This window comes from Kitasatospora sp. NBC_01266, from assembly GCF_036242395.1.
In the GTDB taxonomy this organism is placed as follows: Bacteria; Actinomycetota; Actinomycetes; order Streptomycetales; family Streptomycetaceae; genus Kitasatospora.
Genome location: NZ_CP108458.1, coordinates 2,982,196 through 3,002,456, shown reverse-complemented (window position 1 = coordinate 3,002,456; position 20,261 = coordinate 2,982,196). Strand labels below are relative to the sequence as shown.

17 protein-coding genes and 3 tRNA genes are annotated in these 20,261 nt (G+C 72.8%); 15 read left to right on the top strand and 5 right to left on the bottom strand.

The window, feature by feature from the left end:
* Positions 1-52 precede the first annotated feature (52 nt).
* The gene (locus OG403_RS12755) at positions 53-664 is read left to right on the top strand and encodes an SCO2584 family spore wall biosynthesis protein (protein ID WP_329564163.1); all 612 of its coding nucleotides are present in this window, start codon (positions 53-55) and stop codon (positions 662-664) included.
* 71 nt (positions 665-735) lie between these two features.
* The gene (locus OG403_RS12750) at positions 736-1,812 is read left to right on the top strand and encodes an SCO2583 family membrane protein (protein ID WP_329564161.1); all 1,077 of its coding nucleotides are present in this window, start codon (positions 736-738) and stop codon (positions 1,810-1,812) included.
* Here OG403_RS12750 and OG403_RS12745 read toward each other — a convergent pair.
* Together OG403_RS12745 and OG403_RS12740 are read right to left on the bottom strand one after the other, a co-directional pair.
* A complete protein-coding gene (locus OG403_RS12745) occupies positions 1,809-3,341 on the bottom strand; it encodes a sensor histidine kinase (RefSeq protein ID WP_329564159.1) in 1,533 nt (510 codons plus the stop codon). The genes OG403_RS12750 and OG403_RS12745 overlap by 4 nt on opposite strands.
* Positions 3,331-4,008: a response regulator transcription factor gene (locus OG403_RS12740; RefSeq protein ID WP_329564157.1), complete on the bottom strand. Its 678-nt coding sequence runs from the start codon at positions 4,006-4,008 to the stop codon at positions 3,331-3,333. The genes OG403_RS12745 and OG403_RS12740 overlap by 11 nt, the downstream gene beginning before the upstream one ends.
* A 178-nt stretch (positions 4,009-4,186) precedes the next feature.
* Here OG403_RS12740 and OG403_RS12735 point away from each other — a divergent pair, with 178 nt between their 5' ends.
* Positions 4,187-5,530, top strand: coding sequence for a DUF2079 domain-containing protein (locus tag OG403_RS12735; protein WP_329564156.1), 1,344 nt, complete (start codon positions 4,187-4,189; stop codon positions 5,528-5,530).
* Positions 5,531-5,593: 63 nt separating this feature from the next.
* Here OG403_RS12735 and OG403_RS12730 read toward each other — a convergent pair whose 3' ends face one another.
* On the bottom strand, positions 5,594-6,673 hold the full coding sequence (locus tag OG403_RS12730; RefSeq protein ID WP_329564155.1) for a M48 family metallopeptidase: 1,080 nt from the start codon (positions 6,671-6,673) through the stop codon (positions 5,594-5,596).
* A 211-nt stretch (positions 6,674-6,884) separates the two neighbouring features.
* Here OG403_RS12730 and OG403_RS12725 point away from each other — a divergent pair, with 211 nt between their 5' ends.
* From OG403_RS12725 to OG403_RS12690, 8 genes are all read left to right on the top strand, one after another.
* Positions 6,885-7,028: a hypothetical protein gene (locus tag OG403_RS12725; RefSeq protein ID WP_329564154.1), complete on the top strand. Its 144-nt coding sequence runs from the start codon at positions 6,885-6,887 to the stop codon at positions 7,026-7,028.
* A gap of 136 nt (positions 7,029-7,164) precedes the next feature.
* The gene (locus OG403_RS12720) at positions 7,165-7,311 is read left to right on the top strand and encodes a hypothetical protein (protein ID WP_329564152.1); all 147 of its coding nucleotides are present in this window, start codon (positions 7,165-7,167) and stop codon (positions 7,309-7,311) included.
* 127 nt (positions 7,312-7,438) lie between these two features.
* Positions 7,439-8,062, top strand: a complete 624-nt coding sequence (nadD, locus tag OG403_RS12715) for a nicotinate-nucleotide adenylyltransferase (protein WP_329564150.1) — start codon at positions 7,439-7,441, stop codon at positions 8,060-8,062.
* Positions 8,063-8,088: 26 nt separating this feature from the next.
* Positions 8,089-9,855: an LCP family protein gene (locus OG403_RS12710; RefSeq protein WP_329564148.1), complete on the top strand. Its 1,767-nt coding sequence runs from the start codon at positions 8,089-8,091 to the stop codon at positions 9,853-9,855.
* Positions 9,856-9,960: 105 nt separating this feature from the next.
* On the top strand, positions 9,961-10,404 hold the full coding sequence (gene rsfS / locus OG403_RS12705) for a ribosome silencing factor (RefSeq protein ID WP_329564146.1): 444 nt from the start codon (positions 9,961-9,963) through the stop codon (positions 10,402-10,404).
* Entirely contained in the window at positions 10,401-11,048 is a 648-nt protein-coding gene (locus OG403_RS12700; RefSeq protein ID WP_329572273.1) for a histidine phosphatase family protein, read from the top strand. Before rsfS ends, OG403_RS12700 begins: the two co-directional genes overlap by 4 nt.
* A gap of 152 nt (positions 11,049-11,200) precedes the next feature.
* A tRNA-Ala gene (locus OG403_RS12695) sits at positions 11,201-11,273 on the top strand.
* 37 nt (positions 11,274-11,310) lie between these two features.
* Positions 11,311-11,383 (top strand) — tRNA-Ala (locus OG403_RS12690).
* An 81-nt stretch (positions 11,384-11,464) separates the two neighbouring features.
* Here OG403_RS12690 and OG403_RS12685 read toward each other — a convergent pair.
* On the bottom strand, positions 11,465-12,382 hold the full coding sequence (locus OG403_RS12685; protein WP_329564143.1) for a helix-turn-helix transcriptional regulator: 918 nt from the start codon (positions 12,380-12,382) through the stop codon (positions 11,465-11,467).
* Positions 12,383-12,483: 101 nt separating this feature from the next.
* Between OG403_RS12685 and OG403_RS12680 the strand changes: the two genes are divergently transcribed.
* Both OG403_RS12680 and OG403_RS12675 read left to right on the top strand, forming a co-directional pair.
* On the top strand, positions 12,484-13,977 hold the full coding sequence (locus OG403_RS12680) for an MFS transporter (RefSeq protein WP_329564142.1): 1,494 nt from the start codon (positions 12,484-12,486) through the stop codon (positions 13,975-13,977).
* A 138-nt stretch (positions 13,978-14,115) separates the two neighbouring features.
* Positions 14,116-14,188 (top strand) — tRNA-Ala (locus OG403_RS12675).
* Positions 14,189-14,260: 72 nt separating this feature from the next.
* Here the strand turns inward: OG403_RS12675 and OG403_RS12670 are convergent.
* A complete protein-coding gene (locus tag OG403_RS12670) occupies positions 14,261-15,553 on the bottom strand; it encodes an MFS transporter (RefSeq protein WP_329564141.1) in 1,293 nt (430 codons plus the stop codon).
* A 190-nt stretch (positions 15,554-15,743) separates the two neighbouring features.
* On the opposite strand from OG403_RS12670, the gene OG403_RS12665 reads away from it, so the two are divergent.
* Together OG403_RS12665 and leuS are read left to right on the top strand one after the other, a co-directional pair.
* Complete coding sequence (locus OG403_RS12665; RefSeq protein WP_329564139.1) at positions 15,744-17,030, top strand: hypothetical protein; 1,287 nt, start codon at positions 15,744-15,746, stop codon at positions 17,028-17,030.
* A 311-nt stretch (positions 17,031-17,341) separates the two neighbouring features.
* Positions 17,342-20,242, top strand: a complete 2,901-nt coding sequence (gene leuS / locus OG403_RS12660) for a leucine--tRNA ligase (RefSeq protein WP_329564138.1) — start codon at positions 17,342-17,344, stop codon at positions 20,240-20,242.
* Positions 20,243-20,261: the final 19 nt, after the last annotated feature.

The following is a 20,261-nucleotide window of genomic DNA, read 5'->3' as shown; positions in this document are numbered from 1 at the left end:
CAAGTGCCGGGAGCCACAGACAAATCGCGCGCCCGGTAATACGCTGATTCCCGTGGCTGAGGATGTGGGGGGCTCGCCGTACTCCGACGGCGCCGACCACGGTGGAGCGGACGACGAGTTCGCCACCGTGGTCCTTGACGAGGCCTTCATCAGATCCGCCGCGGTGCACGAGCCGAGCGCCAAGGAGCGCCAGCTGGCCGCGGCCGAGGCTCGCAGCGAGCCGGATCCGGGCGCTACCGGCCTGGTCGTCGAGTACGGCGCCGACCGGTACGACGGGCTGCCGCTGGAGCTGCGCCCGCATCCCGCGGGGCTGGAGGACGACCGGATCTACACCGACCCCTGGGTCGGCGCGGGGCGGGGCCCCGGTCGCCGCCGGGCGGTGCGCTGGCCCGGCTACGGGCCGCGGTCGGGTGCCCGGGGCCAGGTCGCGCAGCAGCGCTGGCACCGGCCGCTCGCCTGGGTGCTGGTGATCGTGATGGGGGTCAGCCTGGTGGCCGTCGCCGTCGCGGCGGTCTACCGGGGCGCCGGCGGTGCCCCCGGACGGCGTCCCGAGGTCGGCACCAGCCGTTCGGCCGCCCCGGCGCCGCCGGGCGCTGGTGTCGGTGTCGGTGTCGGCGCGAGTGCCGCGGCGAGCGCGGGCGTCGGCCCGCTGCCCGCCCGGTGAGCGGATCACCGCTCGGACACGGTGCCGCCGGGGCCTCGTTCAGATCCTGCTTCCCGCTCTACCCTTGAGCTATGGGTGACCCGGGTGAGCCTCCGGAGGGTGCGCCCGAGGGCGGTTCCGGAAGCGACGACGAATTCCGATCCGTCGTCTTCGACGAATCCTTCGTCCGTGCTGCCCGGATCACCGAACTCTCGGCGAACGAGCGCCTGGGCGGCGCTGCGCAGGCGATCCGGCACAAGGCCGGCGGCAGGCTGTTCGGCACGGTGCCGCGGCAGGCGCTGACCCTGCTGCTGCTCATCGTGTTGGCCTTCGGAGCCGCCGTGTACTTCGGCGTCACCGCCCCGCTGCGCGACGCGGGTGGCGTGGGCGGCACCGAGCTGACCACCGAGCTGACCGTCCTCACGCCGGCCACCGGGAGCGTGCCGGCGGCCGACCCGAGCAGCCCGTTCGCCTCCCTGCCGGGCGCGACGGGCTACGCGGACGGTGCCGCCGGCTTCGGGCTGCCGACCGTCCGCGACGCCACGGCGCACTTCAGCCAGGCCCAGGTCAGCACCGCCCTCGACACCGTGGGCCGCTTTCTGGCGGCCTCCGAGCTGGCCCCCGCCGTGCTGGTGCAGGGCCAGACGGCGCCGGTGCGGTTGCTGCTGGCACCCGACGAGCAGGGCCAGTTCGATCAGAGCCTGACCGCCCCGCTCGACGACCAGCACCACAGCGCGACCGGCTGGATGGTCCGCTTCGACCCGATGAAGATCGCGCTGGCCACGGACACCGTCAAGGTGGCCGGCGGCGTGACGGTGTCCGAGCTGGACCCGGGCACCCTGCAGATCACCAGCGACCACACCCTGGTCTACGCGCTGCGCCCGGCCGGGGCGGTGACCAACGGCCCGGTCAGCCTCTACTCCGTGCGCCGCGAGCTGACCTTCGACCTGAACACCGCCGACCTCGCGAGCGGTCAGCTGGACCTGGTCAACTCCGCCGAGCAGGCCGGACCGAGCGCCTGCGGCGCGGCGCAGGCCGAGTATCTGCAGCCGCTGCCGGTCGGCGCCGCCGGCCCGGCCGGTGGGCAGCCGGTCGCGGTGAACCCAGCCGACCACGCGCAGCCGGCCTGGCAGAGCTGCGCGGTGCTCGCGACACCGACCGGCGGCTAGGTCTGCCGGGCTTGTTGGGCCTGCCGGGCTTCTTGCGCGAGGGGGAGGCGGATGAGCAGGTGGGCGCCGGGTGGGGTGGGGGGTTGGGTGGCGGTGGCGGTGCCGCCGAGGGTGGTGGCGATGGTGCGGACCAGGGCGAGGCCGAGGCCGGCTCCGCCGGTGGCGCGGTTGCGGGCGGTGTCGAGGCGGACGAAGCGGTCGAAGACGCGTTCGCGGTCGGCGGGTGGGATGCCGGGTCCGTTGTCGGTGATGGTGAGTTCGGCCCAGCCGTCGGTGGTGTGGAGGGTGGCGGTGATGGTGTCGGTGGTGTGGCGGGCGGCGTTGTCGAGCAGGTTGCGGACGAGTCGGCCGATCAGGATTTCGTGGCCGGGGACGGTGGCTTCGGTGAGGTGGCCGTGCCATTTGAGGGTGGGGTCGGTGACGGTGCGTTCGGCGAGTTGTTCGGCGACGATGTCGTGCAGGGCGACGGTGCTGTCGGTGGGGGTGTGGGTTTCCTGGGTGTGGGTTTCCTGGGTGCGGGCGAGTAGCAGGAGGTCGTCGGCGAGTTCTTGGAGGCGTGCGGTGTCGGTGAGGGCGTTTGCGACGACGGTGGGCCAGTGGGCGTGGTCGGGGTGGGCGAGGGGGATTTCGAGGGAGGTGCGCAGGGCGGCGAGGGGGCTGCGGAGTTCGTGGGAGGCGTCGGCGACCAGGCGGCGTTGTTCGTCGAGGGCGTGTTCGAGTCTGTCGAGGGTGTGGTTGGTGGTGCGGGCGAGGCGGTTGATGGTGTCGCGGGTGGTGGGGACGGGGACGCGTTGGTGGATGGCGCCGTCGCCGATCTCGGCCATCCGGCGGCGGATGGCTTCGACGGGGCGCAGCGCGAGGCCGGTGACCAGCCAGGCGATCAGGGCGACGAAGAGTGAGGCGCCGGGGGTGAGGTACCAGCCGAGGATCCGGGCCACGGTGGCGCTGGTCCGGTCGGCGTTCAGCGGGTCGATGAGGACGTAGACGGTGACCTGCTGGGTGGCCAGCCGGCCGTCGGCACCACCGGAGTACCCGCCACCGGAGTACTGGGACAGCTGATCGCCGGGGACCGGGCCGGTGCGCAGCCGGAAGAACTGGAACGAGTGGCCCCGCAGCTCGGAGAGGTGTTCGTCGGGGGCGAAGCCTGCCGGGTAGCGCAGGGTGATCGGACGCAGCGGGATGTCCTGGGGCTGGTCCGGCCTGATCGGGTCCAGGCCGACCTGCTGCCCGTGAGTCCGCGGGTCGTCCAGGTTGGCGGAGCGGAGCCAGGTGCCGTCCTGCGCGATCACCGCGTAGGAGGTGTCCTGGTACTCCTCGTCCGGGCTGTGCGGGATCTTGGCCACCACGTTCTCCAGCGCGGTGAACGCCCGGCCGGTCGCATCCCGTTGCAGGGAGTCGTGCACCGCCCGGCCGACCCAGAACGCCGCCACCCCGAAGGCCAGCGCGGAGGCGATCAGCGCCGCCAGTGCGGCCCGGGCCCGGATCCCGGGGCGCCGTCGCCACCAGGGCGGTGGACGGTCAGCGCTCATCGGGCGTCAGCCGGTAGCCGATGCCGCGGACCGTCTCGATCAGGCAGTGGGCGTCCGCGGCGGCCAGTTTGCGGCGCAACGCGGCGACGTAGACCTCGACGATGTTGATGTCGCCGCGGAAGGCGGAGTCCCAGACCGCGTCCAGGATCTCGGTCTTCGGCACCGCCTGGTCGGGGCGGCGGGCCAGGCACTCCAGCACGCCGAACTCCTTGACGGTCAGCCGCAGCGCGGTGGCGTCCACCGTGCAGCGCCGGGCGGCCGGGTCGATCCGCAGGTCGGCGACGGCCAGCACGGTCGGCCGGGCGGTGGCGCCCCGGCGCAGCAGGGCGCGCAGCCGGGCGGTCAGCACCACATAGGAGAACGGTTTGCTGAGGAAGTCGTCCGCGCCGCAGTCCAGGGCCTCGGCCTCGTCGTACTCGCCGTTCTTCGCGGTGAGCATCAGGATCGGCACCGGGTTCTGCTCGCGGCGCAGTTCCTGGCAGATCCGGAAACCGTTGAGGCCGGGCAGCATCAGGTCGAGCACGATCGCCGCATAACCGCCCTCGCGGGCCCGGTCCAGACCGAGCAGGCCGTCCCCGACCACGTCGACCGCGTAACCCTCGGCTCGCAGTCCCTGGCTGAGCGACTGCGCGAGCCGCTCTTCGTCCTCGACCATCAGCAGGCGCATCGGCCCAGCGTAGGCCAGTTCCGCAGCACGCAGAAGGCGCTGTCCGATATGCCGTAAAGCTCCTTGCTGAACGAATCCTCAGCTCCGTTCAGAATTCCTTCAGCGGGCTTTTCCTAATGTCGCCGGGGTGGATAGTGGACGATTTTCTACGGCCCCCGGACGGTATTCCTGGATTCCGGTGCTGCCGGTCGCCGTGTTCGACCTGCTGCTCTCGGTGCCCCGGCAGTGGCGGATGGAGACCGCCGGATTCGACCTCGGGATCTTCGAGGAGGCGGTCCGCGGCTACGCCCGGTTCGGTGCGCCGGTGGCCGCGCTGAAGGGCACCGGGTTCAACCTGCTGGGGGACCATTTCAGCCCGCTGCTCGCGGTGCTGGCGCCGCTCTACCGGCTCTTTCCCTGCGCGGCCACCCTGCTGGCCGCCCAGGCCGGGCTGTTCGCGCTCTCCTGCGTGCCGGTCACCGGGCTGGCCGTCGAGCGGCTGGGCCGCCTGCGCGGGGTGGCGGTGGGCCTGGCCTACGGGCTCTCCTGGGGGCTGTGGAAGGCGAGCATCTTCGACTTCCACGAGGTGGCCCTGGCCGTGCCGCTGATCGCCTGGTCGGCGGTGGCGCTGGCCCGCGGGCGCTACCGGGCGGCCGTCTGCTGGGCGCTGCCGCTGCTGCTGGTCAAGGAGGACCAGGGGCTGCTGCTCGCCGGGGTCGGCGTCTACGTCTTCTGCCGCGGCCGGAGGCGGCTGGGCGCCGCGGCCGTGCTGGCGGCGATCGCCGGCACCCTGCTGGCGGTGCTGGTGGTGGTGCCGGCGCTGAACCCGGGCGGGGTGTACAGCTACGGCGCGAACGGCGCCTGGCACGGCGACCCGCTCACCCGGCTGCTGCTGCCCTGGCAGCCCAAGCAGGACACCGTCATCATGCTGCTGGCGCCCACCCTCTTCGTGGCACTGCGCTCGCCGCTCGCGCTGCTGCTGGTGCTGCCGCTGGCGGCCCGGTTCTGGACGCCGGCCCCGACGTACTGGGGCACCGGTTACCACTACAACGCGGTGCTGATGCCGGTGCTCTTCGTGGCCCTGGTGGACGGGCTGCACCGGCTGCGCGGCGCGGCGGGCGACCAGCGGGGCGTCGCGGCCCGGTTGCGCGAGCGGGTGGTGGGTGCGGTGCCGGCCGTGGCGCTGGTCTTCGCCCTGGCCACCGTGCCGCTGCCGAACCTGGCCGGGCCGACTCCCGCCGTGCGCGCGGCCCGCCAGGTGCTCACCGTGATACCGGACGGCGCCACCGTGGCCGCCAGCAACCAGCTGGCACCGCAGCTCACCGACCGCTGCACGGTCTCGCTCTTCCCGTATCTGACCTACCCCGATGCCACCGGACCCAACGGGCGCCCGGTGGCCCGCTGGGTGGCGGCCTGGGACCGGCCCGGCGACTTCCCGGTCCCGCAGGGGGAGCAGCTGGCCGCCCTGGCGGCGCTGCCGGCGGCCGGCTACCAGGTGGTGGCGGCCGGCGGTGGCATCACGGTCTACCACTGGGTGGGGTGAGCGGGCACCCGCCGGTGCGGCCGGCTGCCGGCCGCACCGGCGGGCGCCCGATGGCGGCGACGGCTACTCGGCGGGCTCGCGCTCGCTCTCGCCGTCGCGCGGGCCGCCCTTGGCCCCCGTGAAGGTGTCCCGCAGCTTGCCGCCCACCGAGCCGGCGCCGTCCGCGATGTCCCGCAGCAGCGAGAAGAGCGGGTCCTTGCTCTCCTTGATCGACTTGCCGTAGGAGTCGGCCGCCGCCCGCCACTGGTCGGAGACGCTGCTGTCCGGGTCGTCGGCGCGGCGCGGGTAGGCACCGGCCATGATCGAGCGGTACTCCTCGCTCTCCGACCACTGCTTGAGCTTGGCGACCCGGACCACCGCGAACGGGTGGGTCTGCGGCAGCACCTGAAGCAGCTTCAGCACGCCGTCGCGCAGGTCGCCGGCCTTCTCGTACTCCTCGGCCTGCTCCAGGAAGGCGTCCACGTTCATCTCGCCCAGGTTGTGGCCGCCGGCCAGCTTCATCAGGCCGCGCATCGAGGCCTGCGGGTCCTGACCCGCCAGCAGGCCGGCCCGGTCGCAGGAGAGTTCGGCCTTGCGGAACCACTCCTTGAGCGCGGTGACCAGCGCCATGATCGCCAGGTTGCCGAGCGGTATCCAGCCGACCCGGGCGGCCAGGTTGGTGAGGATCAGCAGCATCGTCCGGTAGACCGCGTGGCCGGACATCGCGTGCCCGACCTCGTGGCCGACCACCGCCCGCAGCTCCTCCTCGTCCAGCAGCTCGACCAGCCCGGTGGTCAGCACGATCACCGGGGTGTCCATGCCGATACACATCGCGTTGACGGTCGGATCCTGGGTCACGTACAGGTCGGGGACCTGCTCCAGGTCCAGCACGTAGGCGGCGTCCCGGACCATGTTGTGGATCTCCGGGTACTGGCGCTCGGAGGTCTTCACCGCGGTGGCCAGGAACATCAGCCGCACGCTGCGCTCGGAGACCAGGCCGGCCAGCTTCTTGAGGATGTCGTCGAAGCCGGACAGCTTGCGCAGGGCGACCAGCGCCGAGCGGTCGGCCGGGTGCTCCCAGGCCCGGGTGGAGATCCCGGGGAAGCGCTGGCGGCGGCGACTGGGCGTGCCCGCGGTGCCGCCGGGCTGGGTGGAATCGGTCATGTGCTGAGTACCTCCTGCTCGACGCCGGTCCCGGCCTGCCGCCGGCCCCCGCTGAGTTCGTCTGCTTCAACGCCCGTGCGCGCGTACTCGTCCCCGGGGCCCGGCGTCGGGTGCCGCGGCGGCACCGGGGCGGGGGTGGTGCGCGGTGCCGGGCGATAGCCGGTTTACGCTGGAATCCGAAGTGTCACACCCCTCCCCGAGGAGCCCGCCGATGTCCCCCGACGCCCTGGTGAACCTGGCCGCCATCTCCAACGGCCCCGGTCCGGGCCTGTTCCTGCGGCTGGTGGTGTTCGGGTCGATGATCGGTGTCTGCCTGCTCGCGTGGATCCTGGTCCGAGCCGGTCGCGACAACTGACGTCTCACCTGCTGTCAGACGCGGGGAGCCGCCGAGCGGCTGCGGGTAAGGGCCTCGTAGGATGAGGGGTGCGGGCCGAAGCGGCTCGCCGGGACCCGCGTCCTGGCCCCCACCGAGTCGAGAAGGCCCTGCCGACATGACCGCTAGCGCTCTGCCCGCCCTGACCCGCCTCGCCGAGGGTGGCGGCCACCCCAGCCTGAACCCGCTGCTCACCGGTGGTAGCGCGCTGTTCATCCTGCTGATGCTGCTCTTCCTGGTCACCCGCTTCAACAAGGACCGCTAGACCGGCAGGTGCGCGCGAGCGACGAGGGAGCGCCCCGCAGTGCGGGACGCTCCCTTCGGCACGTCGGGTTCCGGTCGGCTCGGGCGGGGCGATCGGTGCTCAAGCCGGTCGCGTAAGGTGTTGCGGCATGGGAGAGAGCAGGCCGACCACGGGCCCCGCGCGGCGCCAGCGGCTCGGCGTGATGGGTGGCACCTTCGACCCGATCCACCACGGGCACCTGGTCGCCGCCAGTGAGGTGGCCAGCGCCTTCCACCTGGACGAGGTGATCTTCGTCCCGACCGGTCAGCCCTGGCAGAAGAACGGTACCTCCGTCTCGTCCGCCGAGGACCGGTACCTGATGACGGTGATCGCCACCGCCGAGAACCCGCAGTTCTCGGTCAGCCGGATCGACATCGACCGCAGCGGCGCCACCTACACCGTGGACACCCTGCGCGAGCTGCGGGCCCAGCACCCGGACGCCGACCTCTTCTTCATCACCGGCGCGGACGCACTGGCCCAGATCCTCTCCTGGCGGGACGCGGAGGAGCTCTTCTCGCTCGCCCACTTCATCGGCTGCACCCGCCCCGGGCACGTCCTGTCCGACGCCGGACTGCCGGCCGGCGGGGTCTCCCTGGTCGAGGTGCCGGCGCTGGCGATCTCCTCCACGGACTGCCGGCTGCGGGTGGCGAAGGGCGAGCCGGTCTGGTACCTGGTGCCGGACGGCGTGGTGCGGTACATCGACAAGCGGGCGCTCTACCTGGACGCCGGCTGAGCCGGAGGAAGACCTTGAGGGATGGCGTGACGGCAGACCACCAAGGCCCTGAGGACGGCGACTGGTCCACCGGGCAGTACCCCCAGCAGCCGTACCCGTACGAGCCGTACCAGCAGCAGACCTACCAGCAGCCGGTGTACGAGTACGAGCAGCAGCAGGGCTATGCCCAGCAGCCGTACCAGGAGCAGGCCTACCAGCAGCAGCCGTACGACCCGTACCAGCAGCCCGGGTACGAGCAGCCGGTCTACGAGCAGTCGGCCAACCAGCAGTCCGGCTACCAGCAGCAGCCGTACGAGCCGTACCAGCAGCAGGCCTACCAGCAGCAGCCGGTCTACGAGCAGCCGGTCTACGGGCAGCCCGCTCCGCCCGCTCCCGCGCCCGTCCCGCCCGCGCCCGCCGCACCGGCGGCCGCGCCCGCTCGGCCGGCCCCGCCGCGGCAGCGCCCCGCGCCCGCGGCACCCCCGGTGCCCGCTCCGGCCGAGCCATCCGAGCAGGTCGGCGGTCGTCGGGCGGCTGCCAAGCCGGCCCGGGAGGGCGACCAGGACCCCTACCAGACGGGCGAGTTCACCTTCGTCGACGAACCGGCGGAGGAGACCGAGGACGTCATCGACTGGCTGAAGTTCGCCGAGTCGCGTACCGAGCGCCGTGACGAGCGCCGTCGCAAGCTGCGCAACCGGCTGGTCGGCGGCGTGGTCGCGCTGGCCCTGGTGGGCGGTGGCACGGTGGCCTACCTCTTCCACACCGGCGTGCTGGGCAGCTCCCAGTCGGCCGCCGCCGCGGTCGGCCAGCGCAGCGTGGTCGTGGTCCACCTGCGCGACCTGCAGGGCAAGGTGAGCAGCGTGCTGCTGGTCAACGACGCGGCCGGGCACAAGGGTTCGATGCTGCTGCTGCCGGACACCCTGCAGTTGCCGACCGGCGGTGACACCCCCACCACCCCGCTGGGCAGCGCGATGGACTCGGTCGGTCCGGCCTCCACCCGGGACGCGCTGAGCAGCCTGCTCGGCGCGCCGGTGGCCGGCACCTGGCGGCTGGACACCCCGTACCTGCGGCTGCTGGTCGCCCAGCTGGGCGGCATCACGATGAACACCAACGCGGCGATCAACGGCCCGGACGGCCAGCCGCTGGTCCAGCAGGGCCAGGGGCGGACCCTGACCGGCGACGCCGCGGTGGCCTACGCGACCTACCAGGCGCCGGGCGAGAGCCGCGACGCCCAGCTGAACCGCTTCGGCCAGGTGCTCTCGGCGGTGATCTCCGCCATGCCCACCACGCTCTCGGCCGCCACCGACGACGTCGACAAGATGGGCGCGGTGCTCGACCCGTCGCTGCCGGAGAAGGCGCTGGCCGGTCTGCTGGTCGAGCTCTCCCAGCAGGCGGCGGCCGGGCACTTCAGCAGCACCGAGCTGCCGGTCCAGCCGGACGGCACGCTCAACCAGGCCCAGGCGGCACCGGTGGTCAAGGAGGTGCTCGGCGGCACCGTGCACCTGGCCGCCGCCACCAGCGCCCCGGCCCGGGTGAGCATCGTGGACGCCTCCGGCAGCGGCGGCGCCAACGCCCAGGCCGCCCAGGTGCAGGTGGTCAACGCCGGTCTGAACTTCGTCCCGGGCGGTGGCACCGCGCCCAGTCCGCAGGCGACCACCGAGATCGACTACACCGATGACAGCCGCCAGGCGGCGGCGCAGTCGCTGGCCACCACGCTGGGCCTGCCGGCCGGCGCGGTGAAGAAGGTCGGCACCGCGCAGACCGCGGACATCGTGGTGGTGCTGGGCAAGGACTACCAGCCGCCCAAGCAGTAGTCGGCGGTGCGCCCGCGAGCCCGGTCGGAGAACTCCGGCCGGGCCAGGTGTGCTGGCGTGAGATCCTGGAGACGGAAATTCATGTCATCGAGCCGGAAGAACATCGTGACCGCAACCGAACGCTCGCAGGAACTGATCAACGCCGCCGCCCAGGCAGCGGCCGACAAGCTCGCGCACAACGTGATCGCCTTCGACGTCAGCGAGGTGCTGGCGATCACTGACGCCTTCCTGATCGCCTCCGCCGCCAACGACCGCCAGGTCAAGGCGATCGCCGAGGAGATCGAGGACCAGCTGCGCGAGAAGCTCGACGCCAAGCCGGTGCGTCGTGAGGGTGAGCGCGAGGGCCGCTGGATCCTGCTCGACTACCTGGACATCGTGGTGCACGTGCAGCACTCCGAGGAGCGCTCCTTCTACTCGCTGGACCGGCTCTGGAAGGACTGCCCGGAGCTGCCGCTGCCGGCCGACGCGCTGGCCACCCGCAACCGTCCCGAGGACGCCGCGACCGACCAGGCCGGCAACGCCGTCGGCTTCATCCAGGACTTCAGCTGACCGGCCGCGCGGGGGGACCGCGGATCGTCTTCTGGCGGCACGGCCAGACCTCCTGGAACCTGGAGTCGCGGTTCCAGGGCAGCACCGACATCCCGCTCACCGAGCACGGCCGCGGCCAGGCTCAGCGCGCGGCGCGGCTGCTCGCGGGCCTGCGGCCCGACCTGCTGGTCTCCTCCGACCTGCAGCGTGCCGCGGACACCGCCGCCGAGCTGGCCAAGCTGGTCCAGCTGGAGGTGCAGCTGCACGAGGGTCTGCGGGAGACGTACGCGGGCAGCTGGCAGGGCCTGACCCACACCGAGATCCGCGAGCGGTACCCGGACGATTACGCGGCCTTCGGCCGTGGCGAGCCGATCCGGCGCGGTGGCGGCGAGCTGTCCAGCGAGGTCGCGGACCGCTCGGTGCCGGTGGTGCTGGACGCGTTCGAGAAGCTGCCGGAGGACGGCACGCTGGTGGTGGTCAGCCATGGCGGCACCATCCGCACCATGCTCGGTCGGCTGCTCGGCCTGGACCCGACGCTCTGGGAGTGCTTCGGCGGGCTGTCCAACTGCTGCTGGTCGGTGCTCGGCCAGGGCGCGCGCGGCTGGCGGCTGCTGGAGCACAACGCGGGGACGCTGCCGGAGCCGGTGATCGGCGACGACACCTGAGCGTGCCGGACGGCGCCGAGCGCGCCGGGTGCGGTGGGTGCGGTGGGTCGGGGCCGGCGGGATTTCGTCATTCCGGGTCTGACCAGCTAGAGTCTTCCTCGTTCGCAGGAGAGAACGCGGCCCGGCTGGGCGGCGCGGGATCCTGGGAGTGCGGGGCTGTAGCTCAGTTGGTAGAGCGCTTGCATGGCATGCAAGAGGTCCGGGGTTCAATTCCCCGTAGCTCCACTCCGCACCAGCGGTCCGTTCGGGCCGTGCGTGTCGCGGGGCTGTAGCTCAGTTGGTAGAGCGCTTGCATGGCATGCAAGAGGTCCGGGGTTCAATTCCCCGTAGCTCCACAGACGCTTCGAAGGCCGGTACCTCCAGGTACCGGCCTTCGGTGTTTCTCCGGACAGCCGGCTCGGGGACTGCCGGACCGCTCAGTGGCTGTGGGCGTCGGTCACCGGCGCGTCCGGATGCGCGGTCACCCAGGTCAGCCGCTCCCGGTCCAGCTCGGTCTCCGGCGTGTAGACCACCATGTACAGCTCGGGGGAGCCGGGCATGGTCAGGTAGGCGGCCTGCACCCGGATCTCGCCCACGGCGGCGTGCCGGAACACCTTGAGCGAGGTGGTGGGCGGCGCCACCTGCTGGGTCGCCCACAGCTCGCGGAACCAGCCGCTGGCGGCGGACAGCTCGCGGACCCAGTCCTCCCAGAGCGGTTCGCCGACGTGCGAGGCGTAGGCGGCCCGCATCACCCCGATCATCCGGGGCAGCTCCTCCTCGCGGTTGAGGAACGGGTTGCAGCAGTCCGGCACGGTGAGGGCGCACCAGATCGCGTTGCGCCGGCCGTGCGGTGCCACCGGGCGGGTGGCGCCGGGGAAGAGCGCCTCGTACGCGGGGTTGAAGGCGAGCACGTCGTAGCGGCGGTTGCAGATCGCGGCCGGCATCGGGCTCAGGCCGTCCAGGATCGCCTGCATCGTGGGGTCGACGGCCGGACAGACCGAGGCGCCCAGCTCGCCGGCGGACAGGCCGGCCAGCCGGAACAGGTGTGCGCGCGCCACCGCGTCGAGCAGCAGTGCCCGGGCGACGGCCGACATCACCTGCTCGCTGGCGTTGATCGGCCGGCCCTGTTCGAGCCAGGTGTACCAGGTGACCCCGACCCCGGCGAGCTGCGCCACCTCCTCGCGGCGCAGGCCCGGGGTGCGGCGGCGCAGGCCCGGCGGCAGGCCGACGTCCTCGGGGGTGACCCGGGCCCGGCAGGCCTTCAGGAAGGCCGCGAGCTCGGTCCGCCGAGCCCGCGCCCGGCCCGGCCGGGCAGCGTCGGTGGGGGCCTCGGGAGGGGTGTCCAGCACGGTCATTCCCCTATTCTGGCTCGGTCCCGCGCGGTTAGGGAGGTAGTGCCGGTACCAGGATCAGCAGGCTCTAACCACCAGTATCGGGACTCCCGCAGGATGCTCCCATGACGGACCTTCAGATCGCCGGGTCATCTCGGACCGCTCGCACCGCCACACCCGCCGCCCTCCCATCCGACGCCGTTGCCGCTGACGCCGGACCCGCCGGCCGCCGCCGCTCCGGCCTGCTGCTCGGGCTCATCCTCACCGGTCAGTTCATGGCGGTGCTCGACGTGGCGATCGTCAACGTCGCGGTGCCGACCATGCGCACCGACCTGCACGCCTCCGGCGCCGCCCTGCAACTGGTGATCGCCGGCTACACCATCGCCTACGCGGTGCTGCTGATCACCGGGGCCCGGCTGGGTGCCCGGTTCGGGCACCGGCTGCTCTTCCAGAGCGGTCTGGTCGGCTTCACCACCGCCTCGCTGCTCTGCGGTCTGGCCCAGGACACCGGCAGCCTGATCGCCTTCCGACTGCTCCAGGGCGCCGGAGCCGCGCTGATGGTGCCTCAGGTGATGAGCCTGATCCAGAAGACCTTCAGCGGCCCGGCCCGGGCCCGGGCGCTGGGCATCTACACGGCGGTGCTGGCCGGCGCCAACGTGGTCGGGCAGGTGCTGGGCGGGTTGCTGGTGAGCGCCGACCTGTTCGGTTCGGGCTGGCGTCCGGTCTTCCTGGTCAACGTGCCGATCGGGCTGGTGCTGCTGGTCGCCGGACAGCGGCTGCTGCCCGAGCTGCCGGTGGACCGGGGGCGCCGCTTCGACCTGGTGGGCCTGCTGGTGCTGGCGCTGGCGATCGGGCTGCTGGTGGTGCCGCTGGTGCTCGGCCACGAGCTGAACTGGCCGTTCTGGGGCTGGCTGATGCTGGCCGGCTCGGCGCTGGCCTTCGCCCTCTTCGTGGTGGTCGAGCGCCGGATCGCGGCGCGCGGCGGCCAGCCGCTGATCCACGGCCGGGTGCTGCGGGCGCCGGGCCTGCTGCCGGCCGCGGTGGCGATCTTCCTGATCATGTTCAACTTCGCCGGCTTCCTGTTCGCCTTCGCCCTGCACCTGCAGGCCGGGCTGGGCCTCAGTCCGCTCGACGCCGGCCTGGCCTTCGTCCCGCTGGCGGTCGGCTTCGGGCTGGCCGGCCTGAACTGGCAGCGGCTGCCCGCGCGGCTGCACCTGCCGCTGCCGGTGCTGGCGCTGCTGGGGCTCGCGGGGAGCGATCTGGCGCTCGGTCAGCTGCTGCGCTCGGGCGGCCATCTCGGGATCGGCGCCGAACTGCTGCTGCTGGTGATCGGCGTGTCCTCCGGCGCCTCGTACAGCCCGCTCTTCGCCCGGGCGTTGCACCGGGTCGAGGTCGCGGACGCGGCGGACGCCAGCGGGGTGATGGTCACCATGATCCAGCTGGGTTCCGTGGTCGGGGTGGCGCTGCTCGGCACCATCTTCCTCAGCTCGGTGAACTACCCGGCCCCGGCCGCGACCTCGGGCCACGCGCTGGCCGCGACGACGTGCGCGATGCTGGTCGCCGCGGCGCTGGCGGCGGTCCTGGCCTTCCGTACGCGTCGCGCGGCGGCGCTCGGGTAGCCCGGGCTCGGGTCCGTGACCGCCCCGTCCTCGCCCCGCCGGGGTGGGGGCGGGGAATGGATTCGTTAACCGTCCCGTCGACCGTGTAAAGTAAGACATGTCGCCGCGGGAGACCGGGGGCGGCAAAAAAATGCACATGGGGCTGTAGCTCAGTTGGTAGAGCGCTTGCATGGCATGCAAGAGGTCCGGGGTTCAATTCCCCGTAGCTCCACAGAAACCGCAGGGCGTCCGGGATATCCCGGACGCCCTGCGGCGTTTTCGGCCACCGCGGTCGATGCTGTGGTCAGGCCGCAGCCGGCCGCCGGGTCAACCGCGGCAGCAGTGCCGCCGCCACCGTCACCGCGCCGAGCACCAGGAACGCCGTCCCGTACGAGGAGCGCGCCGCCAGCTCGGAGACCAGCAGTGGTCCGGCGATCCCCGCCAGGCTCCAGCCGATCAGCATCAGCCCGTACACCCCGCCCGCGTGCGCCAGCCCGAAGAAGTCGGAGGCGACGGCCGGCATGGTGGCGAAGCCGCCGCCGAAGGAGAGGCAGACCAGCGCCGCGAGCGGGAAGAACAGCTCGGGGGAGGCCACCTGGGAGAGCGCGACCAGGCACAGGCCCTGCGAGGTGAGCATCAGTACGAACGCGTTCAGCAGCCCGGTGCGGCCCGAGAGCCAGCCCCAGAGCGGCCGGCCCACGGTGTTGAAGACGCCCAGCGCGCCGGTCAGCGCGGCGGCCGCGGTGGGGCTCAGGCCGGTCAGGCTGCCGGCCGCCGGGGCGATGACCGAGAGCATGCTGATCCCGGCCGCCGTGTTGAAGAAGAGGATCAGGGTCAGCAGGTACCACTGCCGGGTGCGCAGCGCCTGGGCCGGGCGGTAGCCCCTGGCGCCGTCCGGGCCGCCCTGGCCGCGCTGGGCGGGCACCGACTGGGTGTGCGGCGGGTTCCGGAAGAAGGCGGCGCCGGTGAGCGTGGTCACCAGGAAGAGCCCGCCGAGCACCAGCAGCGCGCGCACCGGGTTCGCCGCGAAGTGCGCGACCAGCAGCCGGGTGAGCGGCGCGCTGAGCACCGAGCCGAGCCCGAAGCCGCCGGTGGCGATCGCGGCGGCCAGCGCCCGGTGCCGGGGGAACCAGCGCTGCAGCAGCGTGGTCGGCACGATGTAGCCGAGCCCGAGACCCACCCCGCTCACCACGCCGTAGCCCAGCAGCACCAGCCAGAAGTCCGCCCGTCCGTGGGCGCAGCCGGCCAGCAGGAGGCCGCCCGCGTAGAGCACCCCGGCCAGCAGCGCGATCCCGCGCGGCGGCCGTCGGCTCATCAGCGTCCCGCCGAGCACGGTGCCGAGGAAGACCAGCGCGTGCGCGGTGGCGAACGGCAGCCCGGCCTCGTCGCGGCCGAGGGCGAAGCCGTTGCTCCGGGCCTGGAGCCCGGCCGACAGGATGCTCCAGGAGTAGACCGACCCGTAGGCCAGCTGGTTGAGGACCACGGCGGCGGCCACCAGGCCCCGGCGGCGGCCGATCCGCCGGCCGATCCGCCGAGCTGACCGGGGCGGGGCGGTGGTGGCGAGGCCGGGGCGGGGGAGCAGGGCGGTCTGCGGCAAGAGGATCACCGTTTCTCGAGGGTGGAGGATTCCGGGTGTCCTACGCCGGGTGACCGGATCCGGTTACGCCTGTCGCCTCCGTGGGCCCTGAGCTGGTGAAAGCACTGGACCGTTCGGCCCTGTCGGATACGGAGCGTGAGGTATCCCCGATGGCCCTCGGGCGTGGGCCCGAGCCAGCTACCGTCGGCCCATGGCCGATCTCGCCCGCAGGCGCAACGAAGAGCTCGCCCGGATACTGCATCAGCTCTCCTGGAGCCCCGAGCGGTTGGCGCGCGAGGTCAACCAGGTGCTGCCCGCCGGGCTGTCGATCAGCCAGACCGCCCCGTACAAGTGGCGCGACCGCGGCATGGTGCCGAGGGCGCCGCACGACCAGGTGGTCTGCGAGGTGCTCAGCCGTGCCGTGGGGATCGCGGTCACCTACGGCCAGCTCTGGGGGCGGATGGGCAGCAGCCGTGGCGCCAAGGTGCTCTCCGCCCGGCTGCTGACCGACCCGTGGACCACCGACACCGCGCAGACGGCGCTGCGCGAGGCGGGCGCGCAGGACGCCCCGGTGCGGTTGACCGACCTGTTCCGCGGCGAGGAACTGGCCGCGGCGGTCGAGCACTGGGCCGCGCTGCCGCCGCCGCTCACCGGTGGCGAGGGCGCGCTGCGGGTGACGCCCGGACAGCTGACCGACCTCCGCCTCGGTTACCACGGCAAGCGCCGGCTGGCCCAGGCCTGCGGCGGCGGCCTGGTGCTCGACCCGGCCAGGGCCGAGTTGTCGATGGCGGGCAAGCTCCTGGAGCTGGGGGGCTACGCCCAGGACCAGGCGCTCGGCCGTGCGCTCTACGGGGTGGCCGGGCGCCTGGCCCGGCTGGTCGGCTGGGCCGCCGCCGACCTCGGGCAGGAGGCGGCCGCGCAGCGCTGCTACGTGGCGGCGCTGCGGGCCGCCCACGCGGCCGGCGAGCCGAGGCTGGCGATGAGCGTGGTCGGCGGCCTCGCGGTGCAGGTCAGCTACCAGGGCGCCGGGCGCGGGTTGGACCCGGCCGCGCTGCTCGAGCGGGCGCTGGCCGCGGTCGCCGGGGAGCTGACGCCGCATCAGCAGGCCCGCCAGCTGGGCAGGCTGGCGCTGACCCGGGCTCGCGCCGGGCAGCGGGCGGGCGCCGAGGCCGCCGCCGAGCGGGCCCTCGCGCTGCTCGGGCGGCAGGGCGGTCGGCGGCGGGCCGAACTGCTCGGCCTGGTCGGCGGCGCGTACCTGTTCCTGGACGAGCACGAGGCGGCCCGGCCGATGTTGACCGAGGCGGTGGGCGGCGCGCCTGGTGCCCGGGCCCGCGCCCTGCTGCTGATCCGGCTGGCCGACTCCTGGCGCCGCACCGGCGACGCGGCCCGCGCGGTCGAGGCCGCCGACCGGGCCCGCCGCCTCGCCGCCGGCATGCAGTCGCACGTGGTCGCCCGGCTGCTGCGGGAATTCGACGTGGCGTCCCGGGTCGCCGACTGACCTGGCCGGTGCCCCGAGCCTGGGTCCGCGCCTGGGTTCGTGCCCGCCTGTGCCTGGGTGCGTGCCCGGCCGGTGCTCGGGCCGCTCGCCACGCCCCGAGCACGGCTGCGGTACCCTGCTGCCATGCGAACCGTGCGCCTGCTCCTTAGCCGGCCGCGCTGACCAGGACCGGCCGACCCCAGCGGGCCATGCCGGAGTCAGCGTGGCGTCCCCTCCTGTCGAGGGGCTTTTTTGTTTCTCCGGGCCTTGCACGCCGCGCCCGGCAACCCCGCTGACGATTCGCGATCTGACACGATGGAGCCTGAAGGATCATGAGCGAGACGACCCCCGCCGCCACCGCGGCGGCCACCGAGCCGTTCCGGTACACCGCGAGCCTGGCCGCCGACATCGAGGCCCGTTGGCAGGACACCTGGGAGAAGGACGGGACGTTCGACGCCCCCAACCCGGCCGGCCCGCTGGCCTCGCAGAGCGCCGCGGCCGGTGAGGTCGCCGCCAAGCCGCACGCCTTCATCATGGACATGTTCCCGTACCCCTCCGGCGCGGGCCTGCACGTCGGCCACCCGCTGGGGTACATCGCCACCGACGTCTACGCCCGGTTCCAGCGGATGACCGGCCACAACGTGCTGCACACCCTGGGCTACGACGCCTTCGGCCTGCCCGCCGAGCAGCACGCGGTGGCCACCGGCGTGCACCCCCGGGTCTCCACCGAGGCCGCGATCGCCAACATGCGCGCCCAGCTGCGCCGCCTGGGCCTGGGCCACGACTCCCGCCGGTCGATCTCCACCATCGACCCGGAGTACTACCGCTGGACCCAGTGGATCTTCCTGCAGATCTTCAACTCCTGGTACGACCCGGCCGCGAACGCGGCCCGCCCGATCGCCGAGCTGGTCGCGGCCTTCGCCGACGGCTCCCGCCCGACCCCGGACGGCCGCGCCTGGTCCGAGCTGTCCGGCGCGGAGCGCGAGGAGGTGCTGGGCGAGTACCGCCTGGCGTACAGCAAGGAGGTGCCGGTCAACTGGTGCCCCGGGCTGGGCACCGTGCTGGCCAATGAGGAGGTCACCGCGGACGGCCGCTCGGAGCGCGGCAACTTCCCGGTCTTCAAGTCCAAGCTGCGCCAGTGGATGATGCGGATCACCGCGTACGGCGACCGCCTGATCGCCGACCTGGACCAGCTGGACTGGCCCGAAGCGATCAAGCTGCAGCAGCGCAACTGGATCGGCCGCTCCGAGGGCGCCCGGGTCGACTTCACCGTGCCGACCCACAACGGCGGCGCCGCGCAGCAGGCGATCACCGTCTTCACCACCCGGCCCGACACCCTGTTCGGTGCCACCTACATGGTGCTGGCGCCCGAGCACGAGCTGGTGGACGCCATCGTCCCGGCCGCCTGGCCGGCCGAGACGCACGCCGACTGGAAGGGCGAGGCGCACACCCCCGCCGAGGCCGTCGCCGCCTACCGGGCCACTGCCGCCGCCAAGTCGGACGTGGAGCGGCAGGTCGACGCCAAGGTCAAGACCGGCGTCTTCACCGGTGCCTACGCGACCAACCCGGTCACCGGAAAGCCGATCCCGGTCTTCATCGCCGACTACGTGCTGATGGGTTACGGCACCGGCGCGATCATGGCCGTCCCGGCCCACGACCACCGCGACTTCGCCTTCGCCCGCGCCTTCTCGCTGCCGATGACCTGCGTGGTCGAGCCCACCGACGGGCGCGGCACCGACCCGGCCGAGTGGGACGACGCCTTCGACACCTACGACTCGGTGATCGTCAACTCCGCCAGCCCCGACGTGTCGCTGGACGGCCTGCGGGTGGTGGAGGCCAAGGCCGCCGTCACCGCCTGGCTGGCCGAGCGCGGGATCGGCGAGGGCACCGTCAACTTCCGGCTGCGCGACTGGCTGTTCAGCCGTCAGCGGTACTGGGGCGAGCCGTTCCCGATCGTCTACGACGAGGACGGCGTGATGCACGCGCTGCCCGAGTCGATGCTGCCGGTCGAGGTCCCCGAGGTGGACGACTACTCGCCGCACACCTACGACCCGAACGACGCCGCCAGCACCCCGAAGACCCCGCTGTCGCGCAACGAGGACTGGGTCAGCGTCGAGCTGGACCTGGGCGACGGGGTGAAGACCTACCGCCGCGAGACCAACACCATGCCCAACTGGGCCGGTTCCTGCTGGTACGAGCTGCGCTACGTCGACCCGGTGAACTCCTCGAAGGTGGTCGACCCGGCCAACGAGGCCTACTGGATGGGCCCGACCGAGCAGAAGCCGGCCGGTGGCGTGGACCTGTACGTGGGCGGTGCCGAGCACGCGGTGCTGCACCTGCTGTACGCCCGCTTCTGGCACAAGGTGCTGCACGACCTGGGCCACGTCTCCTCGGTCGAGCCGTTCCACAAGCTGTTCAACCAGGGCATGATCACCGCTGACGTCTACCGTGACGAGCGCGGCTTCCCGGTCCCGGCCGTCGAGGTCGAGGAGGTGGACGGCGGCTACGTCTGGCAGGGCGAGCCGGTCACCCGCGAGGCGGGCAAGATGGGCAAGTCGCTGAAGAACGCCGTCGCGCCCGACACCATCTGCGAGGAGTACGGCGCCGACACGCTGCGCCTGTACGAGATGTCGATGGGCCCGCTGGACGTCTCCCGTCCGTGGGACCCGCGTGCGGTGGTCGGTTCCTACCGCTTCCTGCAGCGGCTGTGGCGCAACGTGGTCTCCGAGGAGACCGGTGAGCTGGTGGTCGCCGACGAGCCGGCCGACGAGCCGACGCTGCGCGCGCTGCACAAGGCGATCGACGGGATCCGCGGCGACCTGGCCGGGCTGCGCTTCAACACGGCCGTGGCCAAGGCGATCGAGCTGAACAACTACCTGGTCAAGCGCGGCTCCACGCCGCGCGAGGTGGCCGAGGCGCTGGTGCTGATGGTCGCCCCGCTGGCCCCGCACATCGCCGAGGAGCTGTGGCGCAAGCTGGGCCACACCGACTCGCTGGCCTTCGCCGACTTCCCGGTCGCCGATCCGGCCTTCCTGGTGGACGAGGCGGTGACCTGCGTGGTCCAGATCAAGGGCAAGGTCAAGGCCCGCCTGGAGGTCGCGCCGACCATCACGGATGCCGAGCTGGAGGCGCTGGCGCTGGCCGACCCGGCCGTCGTCGCCGCGATCGCGGGCGCCCCGGTGCGCAAGGTGATCGCCCGGGCGCCGAAGCTGGTGAACATCGTCACCGGCTGACGCTACGTCAGATCGACTG